Source organism: Streptomyces sp. NPDC104309, from assembly GCF_055584025.1.
The window spans coordinates 401,587-428,058 of sequence record NZ_JBVJMV010000002.1 but is presented as its reverse complement, the minus strand read 5'-3'; the positions used below and the strand labels follow the sequence as shown (position 1 = coordinate 428,058).

Sequence of the window (26,472 nt, the reverse complement as noted above, 5' to 3'; positions counted from 1 at the left end):
CGGACCGCTGTGCTTCGTCGGCCACCTCGGCTTCCCGGCCGTTACGGCTTCCCGGCCGCCGCGTCCTTGGCGAGGAACGCCAGCAGGTCCTGCCGGCTGACCACGCCCTTCGGCTTGCCCTCCACCAGAACGATCGCCGCGTCCGCCGCGTCCGTGCCGCCGAGCACCGCCATCAGGTCCTCGACCGGTTCGCCGGAGCCGACCTGCGGCAGCGGCGGCGACATGTGCTTCTCCAGCGGGTCGGAGAGGGAGGCACGCTGCGCGAACAGCGCGTTCAGCAGCTCGCGCTCCACGACCGAGCCGATGACCTCGGCGGCCATCACGTCCGGGTGGCCCGCGCCCGGCTTCACGATCGGCATCTGCGAGACGCCGTACTCGCGCAGGACGTCGATCGCCTCGCCGACGGTCTCCTCGGGGTGCATGTGGACGAGCGTCGGGATCGGGCCGTCCTTGTGGTCGAGCACGTCGCCGACGCGCGCGGACGGGCCGGTGTCCTCCAGGAAGCCGTAGTCAGCCATCCACTCGTCGTTGAAAATTTTACTGAGGTACCCGCGGCCGCTGTCCGGCAGCAGCACGACGACCACGTCGTCCGGGCCCAGCCGCTTCGCGACCTCCAGGGCCGCGACGACCGCCATGCCGCAGGAGCCGCCGACCAGCAGCCCCTCCTCCTTGGCGAGGCGGCGGGTCATCTGGAAGGAGTCCTTGTCGGACACGGCGACGATCTCGTCCGTGACCGTCCGGTCGTACGCGCTCGGCCAGAAGTCCTCGCCGACGCCCTCGACGAGGTACGGCCGCCCGGAGCCGCCGGAGTAGACCGAGCCCTCCGGGTCCGCGCCGACGACCTCGACCGAGCCGCCGCTGATCTCCTTCAGATAGCGGCCGGTGCCGCTGATGGTGCCGCCGGTGCCGACGCCCGCGACGAAGTGGGTGATCTTCCCGTCCGTCTGCTCCCACAGTTCGGGACCGGTGGTCTCGTAGTGGGAACGCGGGTTGTTCGGGTTGGAGTACTGGTCGGGCTTCCAGGCGCCGGGCGTCTCGCGGACGAGCCGGTCGGAGACGTTGTAGTACGAGTCGGGGTGCTCGGGGTCAACGGCCGTCGGGCAGACGACGACCTCGGCACCGTAGGCGCGCAGCACATTGATCTTGTCCGTGGACACCTTGTCCGGGCAGACGAAGATGCACTTGTACCCCTTCTGCTGGGCGACGATCGCCAGACCGACGCCCGTGTTGCCACTCGTCGGCTCGACGATCGTGCCGCCGGGCTGCAGCTCGCCGCTCTGCTCGGCGGCCTCGATCATGCGCAGAGCGATGCGGTCCTTGACCGAACCGCCGGGGTTGAAGTACTCGACCTTGGCCAGGACCGTCGCCTGGATGCCGGCCGTCACACTGTGCAGCCTCACCAGCGGGGTATTGCCTACGAGACTGATCATCGAATCGTGGAATTGCACCGTGTACTCCGGGGTCTCCGAGATGGTCCGGCAAGGGTATGCGTACGGGCGCGAGATTGGGTGAAGCGATTGAGCGACCGTCACCGCGGGGCAGTTAGCTGTATGTACGGCGGTACGGCAACGAGGAGGTGGACCGGACTGTGTCGAGGGCAAGGGTGGCACGGCGGATCGCAGCGGGCGCGGCCTACGGCGGCGGCAGCGTCGGGCTGCTCGGCGCGGCCGCGGTAGGCGTACTGCTGGCGGAGGTCCAGCTGGCGAAACGGCAGGTGGGCGGGGGCATCGCACCGGTGCCGCCGAGCGCGGACGGGCGGTACGGGGTGGCGTTCGCCGGCCCGGCGGACCCGTTGCGACTGGGACTGCTGGGCGACTCGACGGCGGCCGGACAGGGGGTTCGCCGGGCCGGGCAGACGCCGGGGGCACTGCTGGCGTCGGGGCTCGCGGCGGTGTCGGAGCGGCCGGTGGATCTGCGCAACGTGGCGCAGCCGGGCGCCCGGTCGGACGATCTGGAGCGGCAGGTCTCCCTGCTGCTCGCCGATCCGTCCCGTACGCCCGATGTCTGCGTGATCATGATCGGGGCCAACGATGTGACGCACCGGATGCCCGCCACCCAGTCGGTGCGCTGTCTGACCACCGCGGTACGCAGGCTGCGTACGGCGGGTGCGGAGGTGGTGGTCGGCACGTGCCCGGATCTCGGCACGATCGAGCCGGTCTATCAGCCGCTGCGCTGGCTGGCCCGGCGGGTGAGCCGACAGCTGGCGGCGGCACAGACGATCGGTTCGGTCGAGCAGGGCGGGCGCACGGTGTCGCTGGGCGATCTGCTGGGGCCGGAGTTCGAGGCGAATCCGCGGGAGCTGTTCGGGCCGGACAACTACCACCCGTCGGCGGAGGGGTACGCCACGGCGGCGATGGCGGTCCTGCCCACACTCTGCGCGGTCCTGGGGCTGTGGCCGGAGTCCGACCGGCTGGACGGTGTCCGGCGCGAGGACATGCTGCCGGTGGCCAAGGCGGCCTCCCAGGCGGCCAGGGAGGCCGGTACGGAGGTCACGGGGGCCCGAGCGCCCTGGGCGCTCCTCAAGCACCGCAGGCGGCGGCGTCTGCCCGCGGCCACGGAGCCCCATCCGCACCCGGAGACGCACGAGGAACCGGAGCCGGACGCGCACGAGGACCCACGCGTGGGCCCGCCCGCGGACTCGCACACGGAGACGCCTTCGGAGACGCCTTTGGAGGCCCCTGCGGAGACAGGCGGGGAACCGTACGGCGAGCCGCACGGACGGGCGGACGGGCGGTCGCGGGGCGGGACGAGCGAGGAGGCGAGCGAGGCGACGAGTGAGGAGACGAGCGGGGAGACCCACAATCTCCCGGCCAATTGATCGACTGAGCGGTTGCTTAGAAAAGAGGTCGGCGTCACATGCGCTGCCCGGTGACCCAGCATCTACGTACAGGTAACTTCCAAGTCAGCACCTGCCAGAACCCGCCTTCCAGCCCTCATGGAGCCGCGTGATGCCCGAAGCCGTGATCGTCTCTGCTGCCCGTTCCCCCATCGGCCGGGCCTTCAAGGGTTCGCTGAAGGACCTGCGTGCGGACGACCTGACCGCCACGATCATCCAGACCGCGCTGGCCAGGGTTCCCGAGCTGGACCCGAAGGACATCGACGACCTGATGCTCGGCTGCGGTCTCCCCGGTGGCGAGCAGGGCAACAACCTGGGCCGCATCATCGCCGTGCAGATGGGCATGGACCACCTTCCGGGCTGTACGGTCACCCGCTACTGCTCGTCCTCCCTGCAGACCAGCCGGATGGCGCTGCACGCCATCAAGGCCGGCGAGGGCGACGTCTTCATCTCGGCCGGTGTCGAGATGGTGTCCCGCTTCTCGAAGGGCAACTCCGACAGCTGGCCGGACACGCACAACCCGCTGTTCGCCGACGCCGAGGCCCGTACCGCGGCCCGCGCCGAGCAGGGCGGCGACGACTGGCACGACCCACGCGAGGACGGCCTGGTCCCGGACGCGTACATCGCGATGGGACAGACCGCGGAGAACCTGGCCCGGCTCAAGGGCGTCACCCGTCAGGACATGGACGAGTTCGGCGTGCGCTCGCAGAACCTCGCCGAGGAAGCACTCAAGAACGGCTTCTGGGAGCGCGAGATCACTCCGGTCACCACCCCGGACGGCACGGTCGTCTCGAAGGACGACGGGCCGCGCGCGGGCGTCACCCTGGAGGGCGTGCAGGGCCTGAAGCCGGTCTTCCGCCCCGACGGCCGGATCACCGCGGGCAACTGCTGCCCGCTCAACGACGGCGCCGCCGCGCTCGTGATCATGTCCGACACCAAGGCGCGCGAGCTGGGCCTGACCCCCCTGGCCCGGATCGTCTCGACCGGCGTCTGTGGCCTCTCCCCCGAGATCATGGGGTACGGGCCGGTGGAGGCCAGCAGGCAGGCGCTGAAGCGGGCCGGGCTGACCATCGACGACATCGACCTGGCCGAGATCAACGAGGCGTTCGCCGCCCAGGTGATCCCCTCCTACCGCGACCTCGGTCTGCCGCTGGAGAAGGTCAACGTCAACGGTGGCGCCATCGCCGTCGGTCACCCCTTCGGCATGACCGGCGCCCGGATCACCGGCACGCTGATCAACAGCCTGCAGTTCCGCGACAAGCAGTTCGGCCTGGAAACCATGTGCGTGGGCGGCGGCCAGGGCATGGCGATGGTCATCGAGCGGCTGAGCTGAGCTGCAGCGGAGGGTAGGGGTCGCCTGAGGAACGAAGGCGGCACCTGCCCGCAGCGGAAGCGAAGCGAACGCGACCACACAACCGAGCGGCTGAGCTGAGCTGCAGCGGAGGGTAGGGGTCGCCTGAGGAACGAAGGCGGCACCTGCCCGCAGCGGAAGCGAAGCGAACGCGACCACACAACCGAGCGGCTGAGCTGAGCCGAGCTGCCGCGAACGCGGACGCGGACGCGACCACAGGCTCCAGCACGACCACAAGATCGAGTGGCTGAGCAGTGGCCGGTTCCGAGCCCCGACCGTGACCGAATCTCCCCCAGGATGTGACCTATCTCCTGGGGGAGACTCATTTCCGCAGGTCACACCCGTAACAGGGTTAAACCCCAGGCCCAAAGACCTGTCCAATTCGTGACGTAATGCACTGACACCGGGCGCAGGTAGAGGACAAGCTGAGGTAGGAAGTCGGGGGATCGATTGAAACCGGGAGTATGTCAGTGAGCGCCATGTCTCTTGCCCTGTTGCTGACCACCGCCGCCGCCACGGCCGTGGGCGCTGCTGCTCTGCACGCCGCTCACGGGCTGCGCAAGCAGATCACGGCCCTTCGGACGGAGCTGACCACGGCCCGCGCCCACGATGTCGCCGTGCCCGCGCAGAGCCGCAACGACGTCACCCCGGCCGCCGAGATACGCGCGGCCGTCGCCGAAGCACTCGCCGAGGAGCGGGAGCGCGAGCTCGCCGAGGCCCGCGCCTTCTGGGCCTCCCAGGAAGCGCGCGATGCCGCCGACGCCCCGTCCCTGCTGGGCGGTCTGACCGGGATCGGTGAGGACGCGCCGTTCTTCATGCCGCGCCAGGCCGACTTCGCGGGCCTGGAGGCCATGGACTTCGAAGCCACCGAGGCGCTCGAAGAGCTGACGGAACTGACCGAACTGGCGGACGTGACCGAGCTGCCCGAGACGGCGGAGTTCGCCGAGGACTCCCCCGACCTGGCCGCGGCCCGTCGCCGCCACCCCTCGCACCCCGACTTCGTACCGGTGCAGACCCCGGTCGTCACCGACCACGAGCGCACCGTGAACCGGCTGGAAGAGCTCGCCGACAGCCGTACGGAACTCGCGGATGTGCGCCCCGGCCCGCTCGGCACCCTCGATGTCTATGTCTTCGCCGACGGCACCACGCTCTGTATGACCCCCGGCCACCGCGAGACGGCCGAGCGGCTGGCCGAAGCGCTGCTCGCGGGCGAGCACCCCGTTCTGCTGGGCGGCTCCGGTGTCTCCGGCGCCTACGCCCTGACGTTCTCCTGCGGCAAGGAGAACCTCTACATCCTCGCCGACCGCGTCATCGCCTCGTTCTAGACCCCGGGTCCTCCGGGCGGAGCGGCTCTCGTCGGCCGCCGCCTCCGGGCGCCCGCCCGCCGCTACGCGAACGCCCGCGCAGCCGCCTCCACCACGAATTGCACGGCCTCGTCCAGCTCAGCCGACGGGGCCGTTTCCAATGCCACCGCCAAGTCACGGCCCGCTACGGCGAGTTGGTCGCCGATCGCAAAGATCCCGGCGTCCGGCATGATCCGCGGCTCCCGGTCCGGCGCCTCGATGCGCTGGGCCCGCACAGCCAACTCTCTGGCCGTGGCCAGCCCTTCGGCAGCGGCTCCACGCTGCAGCCGGCTCTGCGGGGCGGCGCGCAGCCGGTCGGCGAATCGGTCCACGGCGGTGATCAGTGGGGTCGTATCGAGCACTCCGCGACCCTACGCGCCCTCCCGGGACGGTTGCCAACGGGCGATGCTCGGGCACGGCGTCGGGAAGGACCGGCGACACGCGAAGGCACTCATCCACGCGTACGACCTCGGAAGGGCCCACGGAGCTGCTCCAGCCCCCGCACGGACCCGGAGACGCGGGACGGCCCGCAGGCGGTGCCTGCGGGCCGTTCCCTATCGCGTCGCGGGCGTACGTCAGTCGTCGCCGCTGAGGATGGAGAGCAGACGCAGCATCTCCAGGTAGATCCACACCAGGGTCATGGTGAGGCCGAAGGCCGCCAGCCAGGACTCCTCGCGCGGAGCGCCGTACGCGACGCCGTCCTCGACCTGCTTGAAGTCCAGGGCCAGGAAGCACGCACCGAGCACGATCCCGATGACGCCGAAGAGGATGCCGAGGCCACCGCTGCGGAAGCCCAGGCCGTCACCGCCGCCGAAGACGGCGAACAGCAGGTTGACCACCATCAGGAGCATGAAGCCCATGGCGGCGGCCATCACGAAGCCGTAGAAGCGCCGGGTGACGCGGATCCAGCGCATCTTGTACGCGAGCAGCACACCGGCGAAGACACACATGGTGCCCATCACCGCCTGCATCACGACGCCCGGCCCGATGTACGTGCTGACCGCGCTGGAGATCACTCCGAGGAAGACACCCTCGAAGGCCGCGTACGAGACGATCAGCGCCGGGGACGGCCTGCGCTTGAAGGACTGGACGAGCGACAGGACGAACGCCACCAGGGCGGCGCCGATCGCGATGCCGTAGGACTTGCCGAGATTGGCCTCGTCGACCGGCAGCAGGGCCCAGGCGAGCGCGGCACCGAGCACCACGGTGCCCAGCGTGATCGCGGTCCGCGTGACGACGTCGTCGATCGTCATCGCACCGGAACGCGCCGGTGCCTGCGGAACGCCGTACTGGGTGTCCTGCTGGGCGTAGGGGTTGGTGGCGTACGGGTTGGCGGCGGTGCCCTGCGCGTACGGGTTGGCACCCGCGACGGGGGCCCCGGCCTGCGGCGCCGCGTTGAAGCCCGCGTATCCGTTGTCGCGGCTGAAGCCCCGTCGCGAGAAGACCGGGTTGCTGCTCCTCATCTCACTCCTCCATGGCCACCCTGCGTGGCCTTCCCACAAGAGTAATGGGTAGGCAAAGGGATCAGGCTAGTGCTTGGGGAGGATCTTTGCGGAAGCCGAACGGCACGAGAACCGGCGCGAGCCGAGGCCGACGGCCGACGCCCGCCGCGAGGCGGGACCCGGTGGGGGCGGCACAGGCCGGGGCCCATGCGGGGGGGCGTTGCCGGTTGCGCTCCGGCACCACCGCGTACCGCTGGGCCGTTCCGGTGGGAGGGCCGGCAGATACCGCGTGGATCCGTACCGGAGGCGCACAGGTCCGGCTGCATCACCCACTCGACGGAATCCAAGGCGAACGAGCACTCCGGCACACCGGCCGTCGCGCTCCAGCCGGTGGTGTCCCAGTTCCATGAGCGCGTCCAGCACGGGCGGTGACACGTGCGGCGCGCACCGGCCCGCCCCTGCGGCCGGTTCTGCCCGGCCTCGTCAACGGCGGCCTTGAGGAACCCGGCTGACTCCGCGTCGTCGAACGTCTCCGGCTGCTCAGCACCCCGGCGGGTCCTCCCGTCCGCCGGCGGGCCCACAAGCTCGTCCTGTCGCGGCCTTCTCGCTCTCGCACGCTCGCCGTGCGCCGAAGCCGGCCGGGCGGGTGGCAACGGTGTGGCCAGGACGGGAAGGGATCAGGCGCGTTCTGGGCGATTTTCGCCGGTCGGGCCTTGCGCGCTGGGTGGTGCCCGGAACCGGACTCGAACCGGTACGCCCCCGAGGGGCAGCGAGGTTTAAGCTCGCCGTGTCTGCATTCCACCATCCGGGCCTGGCGCGCGGCTCCGCGTTGGCACATGACCCTATCCGGGCGCTTCCTCCGATCAGCCGATCGGTGGCGCGATGTTGTCTTATTTTATTGACCGTTTGAGGGGTCGTCAGCACTCCTGAGAGGCCATCGCCACATGCCTGGGCGGGGTTGCGGGCGCAACGACCGTTATTCCGGGATTGACGTAAAGTCGCCGCACTCGGATGGCGCATTCGCCAGGCACGCGCCAGCGATCGCCACGGGTGCGCCACCCGGCTGGGCGACGGTGTCTCCGACGCGCCACGGACGGCGGCCGGCGCCGGGCCTTCCCGGGGTCCGGGAACCTCTCGTCCGTGACGCGGAACACGACGCTCTCCCGGCAGCGGGTCGACGGGTGTCCGGCACCCGGGCGGGTCGGCCGGAGGGGGCCGCGGGGCCCTCGGCCGGACGGGTGGGCCTCTCAGGGTCGATGTCATACCGAAGGAGGACACCGGGGCCCCTCGGTGCGACTCAAGACGGCCCCGGGAACGGGCACGGGGACTGACGATCCGCGGCGATACGGCGGTGACGATGGAGGGGTTCCGAACTCAAGCGGACGCAACCGAACGCAACCCCGGACGAGGCCCTTGGCCGGAGCCCGAATCAGGAGATTCCCGTGACCACCACTTCCACCGCACACCGCGTCACCACGGTGGCTGCCCGCGCCACGGATCTGTCGAAGGTCTACGGAGAGGGCGAGACCAGGGTGACCGCCCTGGACCGGGTCTCCGTGGACTTCCCGCGCGGCGAGTTCACCGCGATCATGGGCCCGTCCGGCTCCGGCAAGTCCACGCTGATGCACTGCGTGGCGGGCCTCGACAGCTTCAGCAGCGGTTCGGTACGGATCGGTGAGACGGAGCTCGGCTCCCTCAAGGACAAGCAGCTCACCCAGCTCCGCCGGGACAAGATCGGCTTCATCTTCCAGGCGTTCAACCTGCTGCCGACACTGACGGCCCAGGAGAACATCACGCTTCCCATGGACATCGCGGGCCGCAAGCCGAACGCCGAGTGGGTGCGCAAGGTCATCGACATGGTGGGCCTCTCCGACCGGCTGACCCACCGGCCGACCGAACTCTCCGGCGGCCAGCAGCAGCGCGTCGCCGTGGCCCGCGCCCTGGCCTCGCAGCCGGAGATCATCTTCGGTGACGAGCCGACCGGAAACCTGGACTCCCGCTCCAGCGCCGAGGTCCTCGGCTTCCTGCGCAACTCGGTGCGCGAGCTGGGGCAGACCGTGGTGATGGTGACCCACGACCCGGCAGCCGCCTCCTACGCGGACCGGGTCATCTTCCTCGCGGACGGCCGGATCGTCGACCAGATGATGCACCCCACCGCGGACGGGGTCCTCGACCGGATGAAGGCGTTCGACGCCAAGGGCCGCACCAGCTGACGCCCGCCCTTCTCCGCGCCATCCTCCGGAACCCCTCCCGATCCCAGGACTGACAGACATGTTCCGTACCGCCCTGCGCAATGTGCTCGCGCACAAGGCCAGGCTGCTGATGACCGTACTCGCCGTGATGCTCGGCGTGGCCTTCGTGTCCGGCACCCTGGTCTTCACCGACACCCTCGGCAACGCCCTCCGTAACCAGTCGGCGAAGAGCTACGACGACGTCGCCGTGGCCGTCACCACCTACGCCGACCAGCGCGACGGCAAGACGCCCGGCATCACCACCGCCACCCTGAAGAAGATCCAGGGCCTGGACGGCGTCGACACCGCCACCGGCCGGGTCTCCGGCTTCGCCGGGGTCGCCGACCCCGACGGCAAGCTGATCGGCAACGGCTGGTCGAACACCGGCGGGAACTACTCCCCCGGCAAGAACGGCAAGGACTCCGCGTACACCTTCGTCGACGGTACGGGCCCGGTCGCGGCCGACCGGATCGCGCTCGACAAGGAGACCGCGAAGCGGGGCGAGTACCACGTCGGTGACCGGGTCCGGGTCGCCACGAACGGGCCGGTGAAGGAGTACACCCTCTCCGGTGTCTTCACCACCGAGGACGGCGCGGTCAACGCGGGCGGCAGCCTGGTCCTCTTCGACACCGAGGTCGCCCAGAAGCTCTACCTCAGGCCCGGCGTGTTCAGGGACGTCAATGTGTCCGCCGCGCCCGGCGTCTCCGCCGAGAAGCTGCTGGCCGGAGTGAAGCCGCTGCTGCCCAAGGACGCCCAGGCCAAGACCGGCCAGGCGCTCGCGGACGATCAGGCCAAGCACATCGAGGACGGTCTGAGCGGTCTCAACGGGATGCTGCTCGCGTTCGCCGGCATCGCCCTGTTCGTCGGTGTCTTCCTGATCGCCAACACCTTCACCATGCTGGTGGCCCAGCGCACCAAGGAGCTGGCACTGATGCGCGCCGTCGGCGCCTCCCGCCGCCAGGTCAAGCGCTCGGTGCTCCTCGAAGCGGCCGTCGTCGGCCTGATCGCCTCGGTCATCGGCTTCGCCCTCGGCCTCGGCCTCGCCACCGGACTGCGCTCCGCGATGGGCCTGTTCGGCGGAAAGATCCCGGCCGGACCGCTGATCATCTCGCCCACCGCGGTCATCGCCGCGTTCGCCGTCGGTGTCCTGATCACCGTGCTGGCCGCCTGGCTGCCCGCCCGCCGGGCCGCCAAGATCCCGCCGGTCGCGGCGATGAGCAGCGTGCACGCGACGGCCACCGTCAAGTCCCTGGTGCTGCGCAACTCGATCGGCGCCGTGCTCACCCTGCTGGGCGGGGCGGCCATCGTGGGGGGCGCGGCCAAGTCCGGATCGACCGGCCGGACCGTCATCGCCGTGGGCGCCTTCCTCACGCTGATCGGTGTCATCGTGCTGATCCCGCTGCTGTCGCGGCCGGTGATCGCACTGGTCCGCCCGCTGCTGAAGCGGCTGTTCGGGGTCTCCGGCAAGCTGGCCGCGCAGAACGCGGTCCGCAACCCGCGCCGTACCGGTGCCACCGCCTCCGCGCTGGCGATCGGCCTCACCCTGGTCACCGGCATCTCGGTCCTCGGCGTCACCCTCGGCCAGGCGGTCGACCGGATGACCACGGACAACATCAAGGCCGACTACATGGTAACGATGGCGAGCGGCGGTCCGCTCGACGAGTCGGCGCTCACCGCCCTGCAGAAGGCCGACGGAGTCTCGGCGGTCTCGCCGCAGCAGGCCACCTCGATCGAGGTCAAGGACGAGTACCACTCCGCGTCCGCCGTCACCCCCGGCGCTGTGCAGAAGCTCTTCACGCTGCCGACCGTCTCCGGCTCGCTCGACGCGCTGGACAAGGGTGAGATCGCCGTCGACGAGAAGACGGCCAAGTCCAACGGCTGGAAGACCGGCGACACCCTCCGGGTGAAGTTCGAAGACGACAAGAAGGGCGACCTGAAGGTCGGGGCGGTCTTCAAGGGGAACGAGATGCTTTCCCCGGTCCTGGTCCCGAAGAACGTCGCCGATGCGCACGGCAGCATGTCGGACATCCGCGAGATCTGGCTGAAGATGGACGGCGGCGCGAGCGAGGCCAACGAGCAGGCCCTGGTGAAGGCTCTGGGTGACAACCCGGGGATGAGCATCATGGACCGCCAGGACATCCGTGACATGTTCGGCGGCTCGGTCAACCTCGCGATGAACATCATGTACGGGCTGCTGGCGATGGCCCTGATCATCGCGGTGCTCGGGGTCATCAACACCCTGGCGATGTCTGTCTTCGAGCGCCAGCAGGAGATCGGCATGCTGCGGGCGATCGGCCTGGACCGGCGCCGGGTGAAGCGCATGATCCGGCTGGAGGCCGTGGTCATCTCGCTCTTCGGTGCGGTGGTCGGTGTCGTGCTCGGCATGTTCCTCGGCTGGGCGATCGGACAGACCCTGTCGTCGGACATCCCGGAGTACGCGCTGGTCATCCCGTGGGACCGGATCGCGGTCTTCCTGGTGCTGGCAGGGGTCGTGGGTGTGCTGGCCGCCCTCTGGCCGGCCCGCAGCGCCGCGAAGCTGAACATGCTGACGGCGATCAAGACCGAGTAGCGAACCGGGCGGCATCTCGCCGGACGCGCCCGAGGGCCGGTACGCGCAGCTCCGTGCTGCGCGTACCGGCCCTCGGTCCGTCCCGGTGTCAGCCGGTCGCGGACGCCGTCCAGTCGCGGGCCCGCAGCGGCAGGCGGGAGGAGCCTCCCGTCGCCGGGCGCACCACGAGGATCTGGTTGACGCCGATCTTGTTGTGCTCGAAGGAGAGGGCGCAGGCGGCCATGTAGAGCCGCCAGACGCGGGCCCGTCCGGGCGAGGTCATCCGGACCGCGCGGTCCCAGTGCTTCTCCAGATTGGCGACCCAGTGGCGCAGGGTCAGTGCGTAGTGTTCGCGGATCGACTCGACGTCACGGGTTTCGAAGCCGGCCTCTTCGAGGGTGGTCACGGTCCGTCCCACCGGGGACAGTTCGCCGTCCGGGAAGACGTAGGCGTCGATGAACTCGTCCACGTGGTACGCGGACTCGTCCTTCTCGGGGCGGCGGGCGATCTGGTGGTTGAGCAGCCGGCCGCCGGGCTTGAGCAGTGCGTAGAGGTCGTCCGCGTATTCGCGGAAGCGGACGGAGCCGACGTGCTCCGCCATGCCGATGGACGAGATGGCGTCGTACGGGCCGTCCCTGACGTCCCGGTAGTCCTGGACCCGGATCTCGATCCGGTCGGTGAGGCCCTCTCCCGCGATGCGCTTCCTGGCATAGGCGGCCTGCTCGCTGGAGAGGGTCACTCCGGTGACCCGGGCGCCGTAGGTGCGGGCCGCGTGGATGGCCATGGAGCCCCAGCCGCAGCCGACGTCGAGGAGCCGGTCGCCCTCCTTCAGCCCGAGCTTGCGGCAGACAAGGTCGAGCTTGTCGCGCTGGGCGTCCTCAAGGTTTCCGTCGTCCTCCCAGTAGGCGCAGGAGTAGACCATGGACGGGCCGAGGACCAGTTCGTAGAAGTCATTGCCCACGTCGTAGTGGTGGCTGATGGCCTCCTTGTCGCGGCGCTTGGTGTGGAGGGTGCCGATGCGGCGGCGTACCTCCTCGGGCGGCGGCGTGGGCGGGAGCCAGGGGCCCGCGAGCTGCAACAGCCCCGTGGCGAAGGCCCGCACCTTCGGGTCACGGACCGGATGGACGCCGTGCGTGGCCTCCGCGCCGCGGTCCCAGATCAGCGAGGCCAGCAGATCCAGAGCCTCGTACAGATCCCCTTCGATACCCAGATCGCCCGCCACCCAGGCGCGGGCCAGGCCCAGTTCGCCCGGCTTCCAGAGCAGCCTGCGCAGCGCGCGGCGGTTCCGGACGACAAGAACGGGGGCACCGGGCGGTCCGGTTTCGCTGCCGTCCCAGGCCCGGATACGGACCGGCAGCTTTTCTCCCAGCAACTCCTCGGCGAGAGCGGTCAGCCGCAATGCGGCGTCTGCCATGGCGCACACCTCCGTGATGGTGTTCCCAATGTGCCCAAACATGCCCAAACATGCCTGCAACCACGCCGGGCACCCACGACGCCACGGCGAGGTACACCCCCCTCAACAGTCTGCGGAACGCAGGTCATCCCGCTATGGCGCAACGGAACGGCAAAATACCTGTAGGTCACACGTATTTGATGGTGCGCCACCTCGCGCTCCGCACGATGCCCCGCCGCGCGGCGGCCGGGTACGCCGAAGGGGCCGTCCGCACCACGGATGGCGGACGGCCCCTTCGGGCGTTGTGCACGTACTGCTCGGGCGAGTCGGGCCCGCGGGCCGGCTGAGGTCTTCCGTTCGGATCGGGCCGGAGCCCGGCATGATCCGAACGAGAGGCCCTAGGAGGCCTTGGCCTTCTCACCCTCGGCCTTGGCGGCGGCCGGTGCCGGGGCCGGCTTGGCGGCCTCGTAGAACTCCTCGCGCGGCGTCTCCATGGCGCCGAGCGAGACGACCTCGCGCTTGAGGAACATCGCAAGGGTCCAGTCCGCGAAGATCCGGATCTTACGGTTCCAGGTCGGCATCGCCATGCCGTGGTAGGCCCGGTGCATGTACCAGGCGAGACGGCCCTTGAGCTTGATCTTCATCTTGCCCATGACGACCATCGCGACGCCCTTGTGCAGCCCCAGACCGGCGACCGCACCCTTGTTGGCGTGGCTGTACTCCTTCTGCGGGAAGCCGCGCATCCCGGAGATGACGTTGTCGCCGAGGACCTTGGCCTGACGCAGTGCGTGCTGGGCGTTCGGCGGGCACCAGGCGTTCGGGTTGCCGGCCTTGCGGCCGACCATGTCCGGGACCTGGGCGTTGTCGCCCGCGGCCCAGATGTAGTCGGTGCCCTGCACCTGGAGCTTCTCGGAGGTGTCCACGTGACCGCGCGGACCGAGCGGCAGACCGAAACGGGCCAGCGCCGGGTTCGGCTTCACACCGGCCGTCCACACGATCGTGTTGGAGTCGACCTCCAGGCCGTTCTTCAGCACGACGTGACCGTCGACGCAGGAGTCCATGGAGGTCGAGAGGAAGACCTCGACGCCACGGGACTCCAGGTGCTCCCGGCCCCAGGTGCCCAGCTTCGGGCCGACCTCGGGAAGGATCTTGTCGGCGGCGTCGACGAGGATGAAGCGCATGTCCTCGCGCTTCACGTTCGTGTAGTACTTCGCCGCGTCGCGGGCCATGTCCTCGACCTCGCCGATGGTCTCCGCACCAGCGAATCCGCCGCCCACGAAGACGAACGTCAACGCCCTGCGGCGGACGTCCTCGTCGGTCGTCGAGTCGGCCTTGTCCAGCTGCTCAAGGACGTGGTTGCGCAGGCCGATGGCTTCCTCGATGCCCTTCATGCCGATGCCCTGCTCGGCGAGGCCGGGGATCGGGAAGGTGCGGGAGACCGCGCCCATCGCGATGACCAGGTAGTCGAAAGGCAGCTCGTAGGCCTCGCCGACGAGCGGCGCGACCGTGGCGACCTTGCGGTCCTGATCGATGGTCGTGACGCGGCCGGTGAGCACCTCGGCCTTCGGCAGTACGCGTCGCAGCGGGACGACGACATGCCGAGGCGAGATGCTGCCGGCAGCAGCTTCGGGGAGGAAGGGCTGGTACGTCATGTACGAGCGCGGGTCGACGACCGTGACGGTCGCCTCTCCGTAGCGCATCTTCTTCAGAATGCGTCGAGCTGCGTACAGGCCTACGTACCCACCGCCTACTACGAGGATCCTGGGACGCTCCGTGGTGCTCATGCCATCGAGTATCCACCCCCCTCGGAGGGTGGGCTCGTGAGCCCCTTCACAAGCTATTGCCGACCCTCTGCTACACTTCGCCGCCCACGTGACCCAGGTCATGACGCCGACGGGGAACCGCGGCACGGGGGCGAACGTTGTTCACCGCTTGTGAGCTGGCCCTTGAGCCCCGGAGCGGGGCGAACCACCGCCCCGGTTCACACTCCGGCAACGCACCCGGAACAGCCCCGTATCGACACGGAACGCCCCCGCGGGCGACCCTGAGTGCCCATACGGAGCAGAACAGCCCTCCACAGGGCCGAATTCCTTGTGAAGAAGTTCACGAACTTCGTCGCGACCTGTCTCGCGAGGCGCCCCTCGGGTGGCCCATGAAGGCTCGAAAGTGCAGGCCGGAGTGCGCATGAGCACCTTTCAGGAACCGCCCGGAAGGTCCGCCGCAGCCCGTCGCGCACCACCGCGGGCCGCCGGCACCATCGCGCACCGCGGCGGGCCGTCGCGCACCGCGGCGGGGCAGCCCGGGGGCGGCCCTCACCGGAGCGGACCTACGCGATCGACCAGCCGATACCGTCGAGGATGTCGTGCTCGCTGACGACGACCTCCCGGGCCCCGGTCCGCTCCATCACGGCGAGCAGGATCAGCGCCCCGGAGGTGATCACATCAACCCGCCCCGGGTGCATCGCACCGATCGCGGCACGCTCGGCGTGGGTGGAGGCGAGGAGCCGTCCGGTGATCTCCTGGACCTGCCCGAGGGTGATCCGGGAGTGATGGATCGCCTCGGAGTCGTACTCCTTCAGCCCCTGGGCGATCGCGGCGATGGTGGTGACCGTCCCGGCGAGACCGACGAGCGTGGCGGCCCCGGTCAACGGGACGCTCTCCTCCGCGAGGTCGAGGGCCGCGTCGATGTCGGCACGGATCGCGGCGATCCGGTCGGGGGCCGGCGGATCGCTCACGACACCCTCGTGCACGAGGTGCCGCTCGGTCATCCGGACGCAGCCGATGTCCACGGAGCGCGCGGCCCGCACATGATCGTCGCCGAGGACGAACTCGGTGGAGCCGCCGCCGATGTCCACGACGAGATACGGCTTCGCGAGGTGATCGCGGCCCGCGAGCTCCCTCGTGGCGCCGGTGAAGGAGAACTCCGCCTCCTGGTCGCCGCTGATCACCTCGGGCTCGACGCCCAAGATGTCCAGCACACCACGGACGAAGTCCTCCCTGTTCTCCGCGTCGCGGGAGGCGGAGGTGGCGACGAAACGGATCTTCTGCGCCCCGTGCTCCTTGATCACCGCCGCGTACCGGCGGCAGGCGGCGAACGTCCGCTCCAGGGCCTCGGGCGCGAGCCTGCCGGTGCGGTCGACGCCCTGGCCGAGGCGGACGATCTCCATCCGCCGGTCGAGCTCGACGAGCTCGCCGGTGGACGGGTCGGCGTCGGCGACGAGCAGTCGGACGGAGTTGGTACCGCAGTCGATGGCGGCCACGCGGGTCATGGGTGCTCCTAGAAATCAAGCCCCTCCGGCGATCAAGGAGCGGGGGTCCGGGGGCGGGGCCCCGGGGGGAACGGTCAGCCCTCGTCCGGCGCCCCGTCGGCCGGCCGGAACGCGAAGTGCCCGCCCTCAGGCGTCTCGACGGTCCGGCCGTCCTTCTCCTCCGGCGCGCCGCACGGCGTCACGCACGGCCCCTTGCGCCACCACTCCGGCAGCATGGCGATCGCCTCGTCGCCCAGCGGGTTCACTCCGGGCCCGGCGGCCAGCGAGTGGCCGACCAGCACGTGCAGGCACTTCACCCGGTCCGGCATGCCCCCGGCGCTCGGGAAGCCCTCAAGAACCTCGATGGCGTCGCGCCGGGCGATGTAGTCCTCGTGCGCGGCCCGGTACGCGGCGGCCAGCTCCGGGTCCGTGGCGAGGCGCTCGGTCATCTCCTTCATGACGCCGTTCGCCTCCAGCGTGCCGATCGCGGACGCGGCGCGCGGGCACGTCAGGTAGTACGTCGTCGGGAACGGCGTACCGTCCTCCAGCCGGGGCTGGGTCTCGACCACGTCCGGGTTGCCGCACGGGCAGCGGTGCGCGATCGCGCGCAGCCCGCGCGGCGGGCGGCCCAGCTGCAGCTGGAACGCGGCGATGTCCGCCTCGGTGGGCGCGGTGGACTCGGTCTGCGGAGGGGGGGTTTCCATGCCTGCCTAGGTTCTGATCGGGCTGCTCGAACTGCGGTTCTGCAGAGGGGATGAAAGGAAGTCAGTCGCGGTCGGCGCTGTCCACGCCGTCCCAGAGGTTGGAGTGCCACGGCCGGCCGGAATCGTCCGTCTCGCCGTTGCGCTCCTTGACCGCGTCGGGGTCGATCACCGTATAACCGGTCTCTCCGGGGAGAAGGTAGTGCAGGTGCTTGCGGGCCAGCTGCCTGATGTACGCGTCGTCCTGGAGGCGCGCCTTCTCGTCGCGCAGCTCCTCGGTACGGGCTCCGGCCTCCTGCGCCCGGCGCTCCTGGTCGGCGATCTCGTCGCGCTGCGACACGTACTGCCGCATCGGGTACGCGAGCGCGACCACCAGGGAGCAGACGACGAGGGCGAGGAAGGCGGCCCGGCCGGTGAGCCGGGAGCGGCGGGCCTGACGGCGGTTCTGCGACCGGTAGACGCGGGCGGCGGTCTGCTCGCCGAGCAGCCGCAGCCGGGTCGCGGTGGAGAACCGGTCCCGGTCCTTCGCGGCCATGTCTCCGCCTCCCCATTACGCACGTCCGTCCCCGCACACGGTACGGGACCGAGTGCGGGGACGGACGGAGGCCGGTGCCTTTGACCCGCGAGGGGCCTGCGATCAGGTCTGGCCGCGCCTGACGGTTCGCGAGGCGCTGCGCTCATCGGTTCACGGAGCGCTGTGCCGGACCGGCTGTCGTGGCGCTGTGCCGATCAGCTCTCGGAGCGGAACCGGGGGAACGCGGAGCGGCCCGCGTACACCGCGGCGTCGTCGAGGATCTCCTCGATGCGCAGCAGCTGGTTGTACTTGGCGACGCGGTCCGAGCGGGCCGGGGCGCCGGTCTTGATCTGACCGCAGTTCACCGCGACGGCGAGGTCGGCGATGGTGACGTCCTCGGTCTCGCCGGAGCGGTGGGACATCATGCACTTGAAGCCGTTGCGCTGGGCCAGCTCGACGGCGTCCAGGGTCTCGGTCAGCGAACCGATCTGGTTGACCTTGACGAGCAGGGCGTTGGCGGAGCCCTCCTCGATGCCGCGGGCCAGACGCTCCGGGTTGGTGACGAACAGGTCGTCACCGACGATCTGCACCTTGGTGCCGAGCTTGTCGGTGATGACCTTCCAGCCGGCCCAGTCGTCCTCGTACAGCGGGTCCTCGATGGAGACCAGCGGGTACGCGGAGACGAGCTCCTCGTAGTACTCGGTCATCTCGGCGGCCGAGCGGGACTTGCCCTCGAACTCGTACGTGCCGTCCTTGTAGAACTCCGAGGCGGCGACGTCGAGCGCGAGCGCGATGTCCTTGCCCGGGACGTAGCCGGCCTCCTTGATGGCCTCGACGATGAGGTCCAGGGCGGCGCGGTTCGACTCCAGGTTCGGCGCGAAGCCGCCCTCGTCGCCGAGACCCGTCGAAAGGCCCTTGGTCTTCAGGACCTTCTTCAGCGTGTGGTAGACCTCGGCGCCCCAGCGCAGGGCCTCGGAGAAGGACTCCGCGCCGATCGGGGCGATCATGAACTCCTGGATGTCCACGTTGGAGTCGGCGTGCGACCCACCGTTGAGGATGTTCATCATCGGAACGGGCAGCAGGTGCGCGTTCGGGCCGCCGAGGTAGCGGAACAGCGGCAGGTCCGAGGCCTCGGAGGCGGCGTGGGCGACGGCCAGGGAGACGCCGAGGATGGCGTTCGCGCCGAGCGAGCCCTTGTTCTCCGTCGCGTCCAGGTCGAACATCGCCTGGTCGATCAGCCGCTGCTCGGTCGCGTCGTAACCCACGAGCTCCGGGCCGATCTGCTCGATCACGGCGAGGACGGCCTTCTCCACGCCCTTGCCCTGGTAGCGGTTGGGGTCACCGTCGCGAAGCTCAATGGCCTCGAACGCACCGGTGGAGGCGCCGGACGGCACGGCAGCACGGCCCGTGCTGCCGTCGTCGAGGCCGACCTCGACCTCGACCGTGGGGTTCCCCCGGGAGTCGAGGATTTCCCGGGCTACGACGACGTCGATGGACGGCACGAGGCATCTCCTTCTGGGATATGACACTGGTTGTGCAGGGTCACTTTGGCCTTGCGACAAGAGCCTAACCGGCCCGGCCCGCTCAGTCGGACTACCGCCCGTCCCCTGGGACGAAAAAGGACCCAAGAGCGAGCATTACGGGGCGAACGGCCAGAATTTTACTGGCCAGTAACTACAGAAGTTGAACGATCACGCACCGATGGGGCCATCCCGGAGCCCGCCTCGCGCGGTCCGGCACCGGCCCGTACGGACGCGATACGGAGGCGACGCGCCCCGCAGGGACGGAGCTGCCGCACACTCCGCCGGGACGGAGCTGCCGCACACAGAGAGGTGACGCACCTCGCGGAAGCAGGGGTCACACGGAAACCCCGGCCCGGCGCGTACGGGGGAACGCGCGCCGGGCCGGGGTGCTCAGGGAGGAGAGATCCCGGACTACTTCGTCAGGTGCAGCTGCTGACCCGGGTAGATCAGGTCGGCGTCCTTGACGATGTCCTTGTTCAGCTCGAACAGCCGCTGCCAGCCGCCCTTGACCTCGTGGTCGGCGGCGATCTTGCTCAGGGAGTCGCCGGAGACGACCTTGTACTCGCCGTCGCCCTTCTTGACCTTCTCGCCGGTCGGGGTGGTGACGGTCTTCTTCGCCTCGGCCTGCGGGGCGGCGGAGCGGTCCGAGCGGTTGGTGGCGGGGGCCTCGGTGCGCTCGGCCTTCTTCGGCTGGGCCTGCTGGGTCGGCCGCTCGGGCGCGGCGGGGGCGCTCTGCTGCTGCGTGGCGCCGGAGTTGGTCTTCGAGGAGGAGCCGGTGTCGACGCCCGGGTTCACACCGTCGTTGCGCAGGTTGCCGGCGCCGGCGCAGCCCCAGGCACCCGGGCCCTGCATGGCGAGGAGCTTCTCGGCGGTGGCGATCTGCTGGGCCTTGGTGGCCAGGTCGGCACGGGAGGCGTACTGCGTACCGCCGGCGGCGGCCCAGCTGGACTGCGAGAACTGCAGACCGCCGTAGTAGCCGTTGCCGGTGTTGATGGACCAGTTGCCACCGGACTCGCACTGAGCGACAGCGTCCCAGGTGGCGACGGAGGCGGCGGAGGCACCGGTCGCGCCCATCAGCGGAACGACGACGGCGGTACCGGCGACACCGGCGAGCGTGGCGATACGAACGGCCTTGGACGGGCGGCGGTGCTTGCCCTTGCTGGAAAGCAGCATGGAACTTCTCCTCACCGACGCCTACGAGGTGAGCTGTCGGGTTCGGGCCAAGTGAGTTGCCCGGTCGCACGTCCTAGCACGCGACTTCACCCCAAGCCGTCCCTGACCGTCTTTCGGCGATCGGGCCGGCGCTTACCTGGGTCCCCCGCTCCTGCCTACGGCGCTTTACGCGTCTGTTCCCTTCGACCGACGGCAGGATTCGGCGTGACGGTCGACGGGGCCCGCGGTGCGAGCGGTTCCGACCGTAAACATAGGCAACCCCCACATTCAAAGATGGACACATCGGACAATCAGCCCTTACTTGCATCTGAGGAACCATCGTTTCCGCAGGTGGGAGGCGCTACGGAAGGGCCCCCCGAGCGCGACACGCCAGTTGACGTAAAGAGACCCATGTCTCACTTACGCATAAGTGGACATAGGTCCCTGAACTACCCCGGTTCTTGAGGCTCTATTAGCCGATTTTCAGACTGTCCTCAGTCGGCCTTCACATCGAGACGGAGGCTCTGGCCAGGAAGGATGAGGTCCGGGTCGGAGCCGACCGTCCCCTTGTTGGCCTCATAGAGCGCGGGCCAGCCGCCGGGAACCTTCTGTGCATCAGCAATCGCCCAGAGGTTGTCGCCGGAACGGACGGTGTACGCGCCGTCGGCGACCGGCGCGCCCGCGTCGCGCGCGTCGCCGCCGCCACGGGAGGCATGGCGGCCCGACTCGCGGTCGAGGCCGCCGTCCACGTCCCGGCTCTCCTCGGGGGCCGGAGCGCCGCGATGCTTGCCATGCGTACCGCTGGACGAGTCGGATGTACGGGGCGAATCGGATGCCTTGGAGGACGGACCCGTGGACGGGGCGGCCGACTCGGTGGCCGAAGGCTTCGCGGAGGGGACCGCCTTGTCCGCCTTCTTGTCCGCCTTCTTGCCCGTCGGCTTGCCCGTCGGCTTGTGGGCGGCGCCCGAGGGCGCGGCGGCATCGGACGGGGTCGCCGACGCGCCGTCAGCCGGCTCCACACCGTCCGCCGTCCCGGCGGAGTCCGTGACCCCCGGGTCGACACCCGGCAGCGTTCCGTCCGTCGCGAGACCGGAGATGACCGCACAGCTGGGCCACGCCTTCGGCCCCTTGTCGGCCAGGACCTTCTGGGCCACGGCGATCTGCTGCACGCGGCTGGCGAGGTCGGCACGCGGGGCGTACGACTCGCCGCCGTACGCCTTCCAGGTCTCCGGCGAGAACTGCAGACCGCCGTAGGAGCCGTTGCCGAGGTCGGCGCTCCACATGCCGCCGCTCTCGCACTCGGCCACCCGGTCCCAGGTCGTGGCGTCGGCCGCGTGCGCACCGGCCGCGCCGAGCAGCGGGATGGCGATGGCCGAGCCGGTCACGCCCGCGGCGACGACGATGGCGGGTGCCTGACGAGGGCGACGGTGTCTGCCGTTCGCGGAGCCCATGGGGTTGCCTTCCGTGTGACTGACGAGTGACTGGTGAGTCGAACGGTGAACCTAGCGGGACTCGAACGCGTGTCACAAGTCGATGCAGCGCAGATCACGTGAAAGTCACAGAGTTGACAGAGTGTCATCTTGTGTCGTCGCGACCCCCGGCGCGAACTCCACGGGCAGGGTGCGCAGTCCACGCATGATGAGTCCGCCACGCCACCGCAAATCGGTAGGTTCCACCGCAAGTCGCAGGTCCGGAAGGCGCCTCAGGAGCGTGGCGAGCGCGGTCTGTCCCTCCAGCCGGGCGAGTGGCGCTCCCAGGCAGTAGTGGATGCCGTGCCCGTATCCGAGGTGCTGATTGTCACGCCGTGCGAGGTCGAGCGTGTCGGGGTTCTCGAAGCGTTCCGGATCGCGGTCGGCGGCGGCGAGTACGACGAGCACGGGGTCGCCGGCCGCGATGTCCTGCCCGCCGAGCGTCAGCGGATCGGTGGCGAACCGCCAGGTCGCCAGCTCCACCGGGCCGTCGTACCGCAGCAGTTCCTCGATCCCGGTCTCCAGCAGCCCGCTCTCCCCCGCGTCGAGGGAGAGGTGCAGCCGCTCGCGCTGCGCGGGGTCGCGCAGCAGGGCGTACACCCCGTTGCCGATGAGATTGACCGTCGTCTCGAAGCCGGCGAAGAGGAGGATGAAGGCCATGGCCGCGGCCTCGTTCTCGGTGAGGTGCTCGCCGTGGTCGCCGGCCCTGATCAGCCCCGAGATCAGATCGTCCCCCGGGTTCTCCCGCTTGCGGTGGATCAGTTCGGCGAGATAGCCGCGCATCTTCTTCACCGACCTGGCCACCCCGCCGCGCGGTCCGCCGCCGTGGCGGATCATCATGCCCGCCCAGTCCCGGAAGTCGTCCTGGTCCTCGCGCGGCACGCCGAGCAGATCGCAGATCGCGTAGATGGGGAGCGGGAACGCGAAGTCGTGGATGAGGTCCGCCTTCCCCTCCGCGATGAAGCGGTCGATCAGGCGGTCCGTCAGTTCCTGCACGCGCGGCGCGAACGCGGCCACCCGGCGCGGGGTGAACGCCTTGGAGACGAGGCGGCGCAACCGGGTGTGGTCGGGCGGGTCGATGTTCAGCAGATGCGTCATCAGCTCCGCCTTGCGCTCGCCCGGGATACCCGTCTTCCCCTTGGCGTGCGCCGGCCCGGCGTGGTGCGCCGGGTTCTTGGAGAGCCGGGAGTCGGCGAGCGCCTGCCGGGCGTCCGCGTACCGGGTCACGAGCCACGCCTCGACGCCGCTGGGCAGCGCGGTGCGGTGCACGGGGCTGTGCTCGCGCAGCCAGGCGTAGGCCGGATACGGATCGGTGGCGAACTCCCAGGTGAAGAGTTCGGGCGCACCGACGGGGCAGGCGGCGGGGTGATCGCCGGGGGCAGCGGCGGGGCTGTCGGCGGGGCGGGAGCCGGAGTGGGCCGCCGGGCCATCGGCGGGGCGGTCACCGAAATCACCGGCGGGGCCGTCGGCGGGCGGATCGGCGGGGCGGTCGACGGGGCTGTGGTTCACCCCCCCGACGTTATCCGTTGCTCTCCGCCGCCCGGATGGCGTTCCGGTAGGCGCGGCCCGCGGCCCTCAGCGCGGCCTCGGGGTCGATGCCGTCCTGTTCGGCGCGCACGGCGAGGGCGAGGAGCTCGTACCCGATGCCGTCGCCCGTGGGGAGCGCCACGTCGAGCCCCGCGGTACGGACCCGGCCCGCCAGTTTCGCCGCCAGCGCCAGGCCGGGCTGGCCGAGCGGCACCCCGTCGGTGACCGAGTCGCGCTGCTTCTCGACGGCCTTGGTCCGCAGCCAGTGCGCGTGCACGTCCTGCGGGGTCTCGGCGGTCTCGTCGCCGAAGACGTGCGGGTGGCGGTGGATCAGCTTCTCGACGAGGGTCGCGGCCACGTCGTCGACGGAGAACGGCTCCGCCCCGTCCTCGGGGCGGCCTTCCTCGGCGATCCGGGAGTGGAAGACGACCTGGAGCAGTACGTCCCCGAGCTCCTCGCGCAGCTCGTCGCGGTCGCCGTCCTCGATCGCCTCGACGAGTTCGTACGCCTCCTCGATGGCGTACTTGGCGAGGCCCTTGTGGGTCTTCTGCGAGGTCCAGGGGCATTCGATCCGGATCCGGTCCATGATCTGGACCAGATCGAGGAACCGGGCCCCCGGCAGATCGTACGAACCGGGCAGCAGCTCCAGGTCCGGCATCCGCACCCGGCCCGAACCCGCGAGCCGCGCGAGCCCGTCGGTCAGCGCCGGGCTGCCTTCGCCGCTCGTGAGGACGACGACGCTCCGGCCGCCCGCGCAGGCGTCGACGAGCTCCTGCGCGGTGGGCGCGGAGTGCTCCACGGTGACGCCCGCCTCGCGCAGGTACGGCAGCTGCGGATTCTCCCGCTCGGCGCAGAGCACCCGGTCGGCGGCGTGCAGCGTCTGCCAGGCGGGCCAGGACAGGAGACCGGGCGCGACGCGGTGGCTGGCGGTGAGCAGGACGATACGGCCGGGGGCTTCAGATTTCACCGTTCGAATCTACTCCGGTCGCTCCGGTCGCCGCCCTCAGGCGCCGGACTCGGCACCCGCCTCGGCGGCCTTGGTGACCTGGGTGATCCAGGGGGCCTTGTAGTTGGCGAGCTGAGTCTGCTTGTCGTCCCAGGCGCCGTACCGCGGGTTCACGTCGACCTTCAGCGCCTTCGACGCCTTGCTGAGCGCGTCGCCGACGGCCTTCTGCCCCGCGGGCTGCTGCAGGTCGGCGCCGAGCGCCTGGGCCAGCTTCGTCAGCTGGACCTGCTCGCGCAGGACGGCGTCGATCTGGTCGGGGGCGACCCAGCTCTGCTGGAGCATCGCCGTCCGCAGCTGTGTCTCTCCCCCGGACTGGGCGGCAGCAGCCCTGCGCATCTGCTGGATCTCGTTGCGGCTGACGGTAACGCCGGCGTCCCGCGCGGCCCGGTCGAGGACCCGGTCGAAGATCATGCCGTGCAGCTTGGCCCGGCTGAGCTGCCCGGACTTGTCGATGAGCTGGGAGGCGTCCTTCGAATCGCGCTGGGCCTCCCGTACCGCCGCCACCTGGCCCTGCAGCGTGGACACCTCGATCCGGTCCCCGCCGACGAGGGCCGCGGCGCCCGGGTGGGCCTGGCTGCCGCAGGCGGCCAGGAGTGGGGCGCCTGCGAGCAGGGCGGCGGAGACGGTGAGCGCGGTGCGACGGCGGCGGTGCAAAGGAACCTCCCGGGGAGAGTTTGTGCATCAGTGCACAAGACCTTGCGTTGATCGATGTTAGGCAGTGGATGTGGTTGGGGCCACTGGTTCGACCAACGATTCGGAAGGAGTTGGGGATGTGGGCCCTCTCCGGGACAGCCCTCAGGCCGCGCTCAGGAGACGCGTTCGGCCGCCGGGGCCCCGCGGTCCGGGCGCAGCATGATCGTGCGCGAGACGACGAAGGTGATCGGGATGGCCGCCGCGGCCGCGACCAGCGGCGCGTACCGGCTGCTGAATCCGGCGAGATCGACCAGCAGATAGACGCCACCGGTCGTGATGACGAAGTTGGCGGCGTTGGTGAGCGGGAAGAGCAGGAACTTCCGCCAGGTGGGCCGGGTCCGGTAGGTGAAGTACGAGTTCAGGAAGAAGGACCCGGTCATGCTCAGCGCGAACGCGGCCACATGGGCGGCGATGTACGGCAGCCAGGTCAGCAGGACGAGGTAACAGCCGTAGTACGTACCGGTGTTCACGACTCCCACCAGGGCGAATCGGGCCATCTGTGCCTTGACCGTCATCGGCGTGCGAACTCCTGGCGTTCCCGTATCGGCTTCGTCGCCGCCGCGGTGTTCGTGGCCTTCACCAGGAAGTGCGGGCGGCGCTTCACCTCGTAGTAGATACGGCCGACGTACTCGCCGACCACTGCGACCATCACCATCTGGACCCCGGCGAGGGCGGTGACCACGACGAGGAGGGTGACATAGCCGGGGGTGTCGACCCCTCTCACCAGCGCGACGCCGACGATCCACGCGGCGTAGGCGAGGGCGACGGACAGCAGCAGCATGCCCAGGTAGAGCGCGGCGCGCAGCGGTTTGTTGTTGAAGGAGAGAAGCCCGTCGAGACCGTAATTGAGGAGCTTCCCGAAGGTCCAGGCGGAACGGCCCTGTTCGCGTACGGCGTTCTCGTAACTGAAGGTCGTGGTGCGAAATCCCACCCAGGCGAAAAGGCCCTTGGAGAACCGGTTGTATTCGGTGAGCTCCAGCACGGCGTCGACCGTGCGGCGGGACAGCAGTCTGAAGTCGCCGACTCCGTCGACCAGTTCCACGTCGACCAGCCGGTTGATCAGCCAGTAGTAGGCGCGGGCGCTGACCGTGCGGGTGACGCGGTCACCCTTGCGGGTGCGGCGGGCGATCACCTGGTCGTAGCCGTCCGCGTGCTCCTGGAGCATCCGCCCCACGAGCTCCGGCGGGTGCTGGAGGTCGGCGTCCATGATGACGACCGCGTCGCCCTCGGCGTGCTGGAGACCGGCCAGCATGGCGGCCTCCTTGCCGAAGTTGCGGCTGAAGGAGACGTAGCGGGTCCGAGGGTCGGCGGCGGCTAACTCCTGGAGGATCGCCAGGGTCCGGTCCTTGCTGCCGTCGTCGACGTAGACCAGTTGGAATTCATGTCCCAGCCGCGTCATTTCTTCCGTGACGCGTTCATGGAAGCGTTCGAGGATCTCTTCCTCGTTGAAACAAGGCACCACCAGCGAGATCAGCACGGATGTACACCAACCCGCG

20 protein-coding genes, 1 tRNA gene, 1 pseudogene and 1 riboswitch are annotated in these 26,472 nt (G+C 69.9%); of the genes and pseudogenes, 5 read left to right on the top strand and 17 right to left on the bottom strand.

Annotation, left to right across the window (positions count from 1 at the left end; genetic code table 11):
* Positions 1-41 precede the first annotated feature (41 nt).
* Complete coding sequence (locus ACZ68L_RS03700) at positions 42-1,448, bottom strand: cystathionine beta-synthase (RefSeq protein WP_469573891.1); 1,407 nt, start codon at positions 1,446-1,448, stop codon at positions 42-44.
* A 155-nt stretch (positions 1,449-1,603) separates the two neighbouring features.
* Between ACZ68L_RS03700 and ACZ68L_RS03695 the strand changes: the two are divergent.
* The 3 genes and pseudogenes from ACZ68L_RS03695 to ACZ68L_RS03685 all read left to right on the top strand — a co-directional run.
* Positions 1,604-2,581: pseudogene (locus ACZ68L_RS03695) on the top strand (SGNH/GDSL hydrolase family protein); the annotation flags it as partial.
* Positions 2,582-2,948: 367 nt separating this feature from the next.
* Complete coding sequence (locus ACZ68L_RS03690) at positions 2,949-4,169, top strand: acetyl-CoA C-acetyltransferase (RefSeq protein ID WP_469573890.1); 1,221 nt, start codon at positions 2,949-2,951, stop codon at positions 4,167-4,169.
* A gap of 482 nt (positions 4,170-4,651) precedes the next feature.
* Complete coding sequence (locus ACZ68L_RS03685) at positions 4,652-5,512, top strand: hypothetical protein (RefSeq protein WP_469573888.1); 861 nt, start codon at positions 4,652-4,654, stop codon at positions 5,510-5,512.
* Positions 5,513-5,574: 62 nt separating this feature from the next.
* On the opposite strand, the gene ACZ68L_RS03680 is transcribed toward ACZ68L_RS03685, so the two are convergent.
* From ACZ68L_RS03680 to ACZ68L_RS03670, 3 genes are all read right to left on the bottom strand, one after another.
* Entirely contained in the window at positions 5,575-5,892 is a 318-nt protein-coding gene (locus ACZ68L_RS03680) for a hypothetical protein (protein WP_351076734.1), read from the bottom strand.
* Positions 5,893-6,105: 213 nt separating this feature from the next.
* Positions 6,106-6,993, bottom strand: coding sequence for a Bax inhibitor-1/YccA family protein (locus tag ACZ68L_RS03675; RefSeq protein ID WP_469573886.1), 888 nt, complete (start codon positions 6,991-6,993; stop codon positions 6,106-6,108).
* Positions 6,994-7,697: 704 nt separating this feature from the next.
* A tRNA-Leu gene (locus tag ACZ68L_RS03670) sits at positions 7,698-7,783 on the bottom strand.
* Positions 7,784-8,414: 631 nt separating this feature from the next.
* Here ACZ68L_RS03670 and ACZ68L_RS03665 point away from each other — a divergent pair.
* Complete coding sequence (locus ACZ68L_RS03665) at positions 8,415-9,185, top strand: ABC transporter ATP-binding protein (RefSeq protein ID WP_469573884.1); 771 nt, start codon at positions 8,415-8,417, stop codon at positions 9,183-9,185.
* Between the two features lie 58 nt (positions 9,186-9,243).
* Positions 9,244-11,772: an ABC transporter permease gene (locus ACZ68L_RS03660; RefSeq protein WP_469573882.1), complete on the top strand. Its 2,529-nt coding sequence runs from the start codon at positions 9,244-9,246 to the stop codon at positions 11,770-11,772.
* An 88-nt stretch (positions 11,773-11,860) separates the two neighbouring features.
* Here the strand turns inward: ACZ68L_RS03660 and ACZ68L_RS03655 are convergent, their stop codons facing one another.
* The 13 genes from ACZ68L_RS03655 to ACZ68L_RS03595 all read right to left on the bottom strand — a co-directional run bounded on the left by ACZ68L_RS03655 (position 11,861) and on the right by ACZ68L_RS03595 (position 26,453).
* On the bottom strand, positions 11,861-13,165 hold the full coding sequence (locus tag ACZ68L_RS03655) for a class I SAM-dependent methyltransferase (protein WP_469573880.1): 1,305 nt from the start codon (positions 13,163-13,165) through the stop codon (positions 11,861-11,863).
* 377 nt (positions 13,166-13,542) lie between these two features.
* Positions 13,543-14,928: an NAD(P)/FAD-dependent oxidoreductase gene (locus ACZ68L_RS03650; protein ID WP_469573879.1), complete on the bottom strand. Its 1,386-nt coding sequence runs from the start codon at positions 14,926-14,928 to the stop codon at positions 13,543-13,545.
* A gap of 542 nt (positions 14,929-15,470) precedes the next feature.
* Positions 15,471-16,412, bottom strand: coding sequence for a Ppx/GppA phosphatase family protein (locus tag ACZ68L_RS03645; protein ID WP_469573877.1), 942 nt, complete (start codon positions 16,410-16,412; stop codon positions 15,471-15,473).
* Between the two features lie 74 nt (positions 16,413-16,486).
* Positions 16,487-17,095: a DUF501 domain-containing protein gene (locus tag ACZ68L_RS03640; protein ID WP_469573876.1), complete on the bottom strand. Its 609-nt coding sequence runs from the start codon at positions 17,093-17,095 to the stop codon at positions 16,487-16,489.
* A gap of 61 nt (positions 17,096-17,156) precedes the next feature.
* On the bottom strand, positions 17,157-17,627 hold the full coding sequence (locus ACZ68L_RS03635) for an FtsB family cell division protein (protein ID WP_469573874.1): 471 nt from the start codon (positions 17,625-17,627) through the stop codon (positions 17,157-17,159).
* A 194-nt stretch (positions 17,628-17,821) separates the two neighbouring features.
* A complete protein-coding gene (eno, locus tag ACZ68L_RS03630; protein WP_469573873.1) occupies positions 17,822-19,108 on the bottom strand; it encodes a phosphopyruvate hydratase in 1,287 nt (428 codons plus the stop codon).
* Positions 19,109-19,540: 432 nt separating this feature from the next.
* Entirely contained in the window at positions 19,541-20,302 is a 762-nt protein-coding gene (locus tag ACZ68L_RS03625; protein WP_469573871.1) for a transglycosylase family protein, read from the bottom strand.
* A 3-nt stretch (positions 20,303-20,305) separates the two neighbouring features.
* Positions 20,306-20,475, bottom strand: a riboswitch (cyclic di-AMP (ydaO/yuaA leader).
* A gap of 300 nt (positions 20,476-20,775) precedes the next feature.
* Positions 20,776-21,732: a transglycosylase family protein gene (locus tag ACZ68L_RS03620; protein ID WP_469573869.1), complete on the bottom strand. Its 957-nt coding sequence runs from the start codon at positions 21,730-21,732 to the stop codon at positions 20,776-20,778.
* 105 nt (positions 21,733-21,837) lie between these two features.
* Entirely contained in the window at positions 21,838-23,259 is a 1,422-nt protein-coding gene (locus ACZ68L_RS03615; protein ID WP_469573867.1) for a cytochrome P450 family protein, read from the bottom strand.
* A 10-nt stretch (positions 23,260-23,269) separates the two neighbouring features.
* Positions 23,270-24,244 (bottom strand): nucleoside triphosphate pyrophosphohydrolase, encoded by a 975-nt coding sequence (locus tag ACZ68L_RS03610; RefSeq protein WP_469573866.1) that lies wholly within the window; start codon positions 24,242-24,244, stop codon positions 23,270-23,272.
* 36 nt (positions 24,245-24,280) lie between these two features.
* Complete coding sequence (locus tag ACZ68L_RS03605) at positions 24,281-24,937, bottom strand: SurA N-terminal domain-containing protein (RefSeq protein ID WP_469573865.1); 657 nt, start codon at positions 24,935-24,937, stop codon at positions 24,281-24,283.
* Positions 24,938-25,089: 152 nt separating this feature from the next.
* Entirely contained in the window at positions 25,090-25,491 is a 402-nt protein-coding gene (locus ACZ68L_RS03600; protein WP_469573864.1) for a GtrA family protein, read from the bottom strand.
* Positions 25,488-26,453 (bottom strand): glycosyltransferase family 2 protein, encoded by a 966-nt coding sequence (locus tag ACZ68L_RS03595; RefSeq protein WP_469573862.1) that lies wholly within the window; start codon positions 26,451-26,453, stop codon positions 25,488-25,490. The genes ACZ68L_RS03600 and ACZ68L_RS03595 overlap by 4 nt, the downstream gene beginning before the upstream one ends.
* Positions 26,454-26,472: the final 19 nt, after the last annotated feature.

Bases quoted from the DNA above. Each gene is read 5' to 3' on its own strand.
- ACZ68L_RS03690 (WP_469573890.1), top strand. From the start codon at position 2,949: ATGCCCGAAGCCGTGATCGTCTCTGCTGCCCGTTCCCCCATCGGCCGG.
- ACZ68L_RS03685 (WP_469573888.1), top strand. From the start codon at position 4,652: ATGTCAGTGAGCGCCATGTCTCTTGCCCTGTTGCTGACCACCGCCGCC.
- ACZ68L_RS03675 (WP_469573886.1), bottom strand. From the start codon at position 6,993: ATGAGGAGCAGCAACCCGGTCTTCTCGCGACGGGGCTTCAGCCGCGAC.
- ACZ68L_RS03660 (WP_469573882.1), top strand. From the start codon at position 9,244: ATGTTCCGTACCGCCCTGCGCAATGTGCTCGCGCACAAGGCCAGGCTG.
- ACZ68L_RS03655 (WP_469573880.1), bottom strand. From the start codon at position 13,165: ATGGCAGACGCCGCATTGCGGCTGACCGCTCTCGCCGAGGAGTTGCTG.
- ACZ68L_RS03650 (WP_469573879.1), bottom strand. From the start codon at position 14,928: ATGAGCACCACGGAGCGTCCCAGGATCCTCGTAGTAGGCGGTGGGTAC.
- ACZ68L_RS03645 (WP_469573877.1), bottom strand. From the start codon at position 16,412: ATGACCCGCGTGGCCGCCATCGACTGCGGTACCAACTCCGTCCGACTG.
- ACZ68L_RS03640 (WP_469573876.1), bottom strand. From the start codon at position 17,095: ATGGAAACCCCCCCTCCGCAGACCGAGTCCACCGCGCCCACCGAGGCG.
- ACZ68L_RS03635 (WP_469573874.1), bottom strand. From the start codon at position 17,627: ATGGCCGCGAAGGACCGGGACCGGTTCTCCACCGCGACCCGGCTGCGG.
- ACZ68L_RS03625 (WP_469573871.1), bottom strand. From the start codon at position 20,302: ATGCTGCTTTCCAGCAAGGGCAAGCACCGCCGCCCGTCCAAGGCCGTT.
- ACZ68L_RS03620 (WP_469573869.1), bottom strand. From the start codon at position 21,732: ATGGGCTCCGCGAACGGCAGACACCGTCGCCCTCGTCAGGCACCCGCC.
- ACZ68L_RS03600 (WP_469573864.1), bottom strand. From the start codon at position 25,491: ATGACGGTCAAGGCACAGATGGCCCGATTCGCCCTGGTGGGAGTCGTG.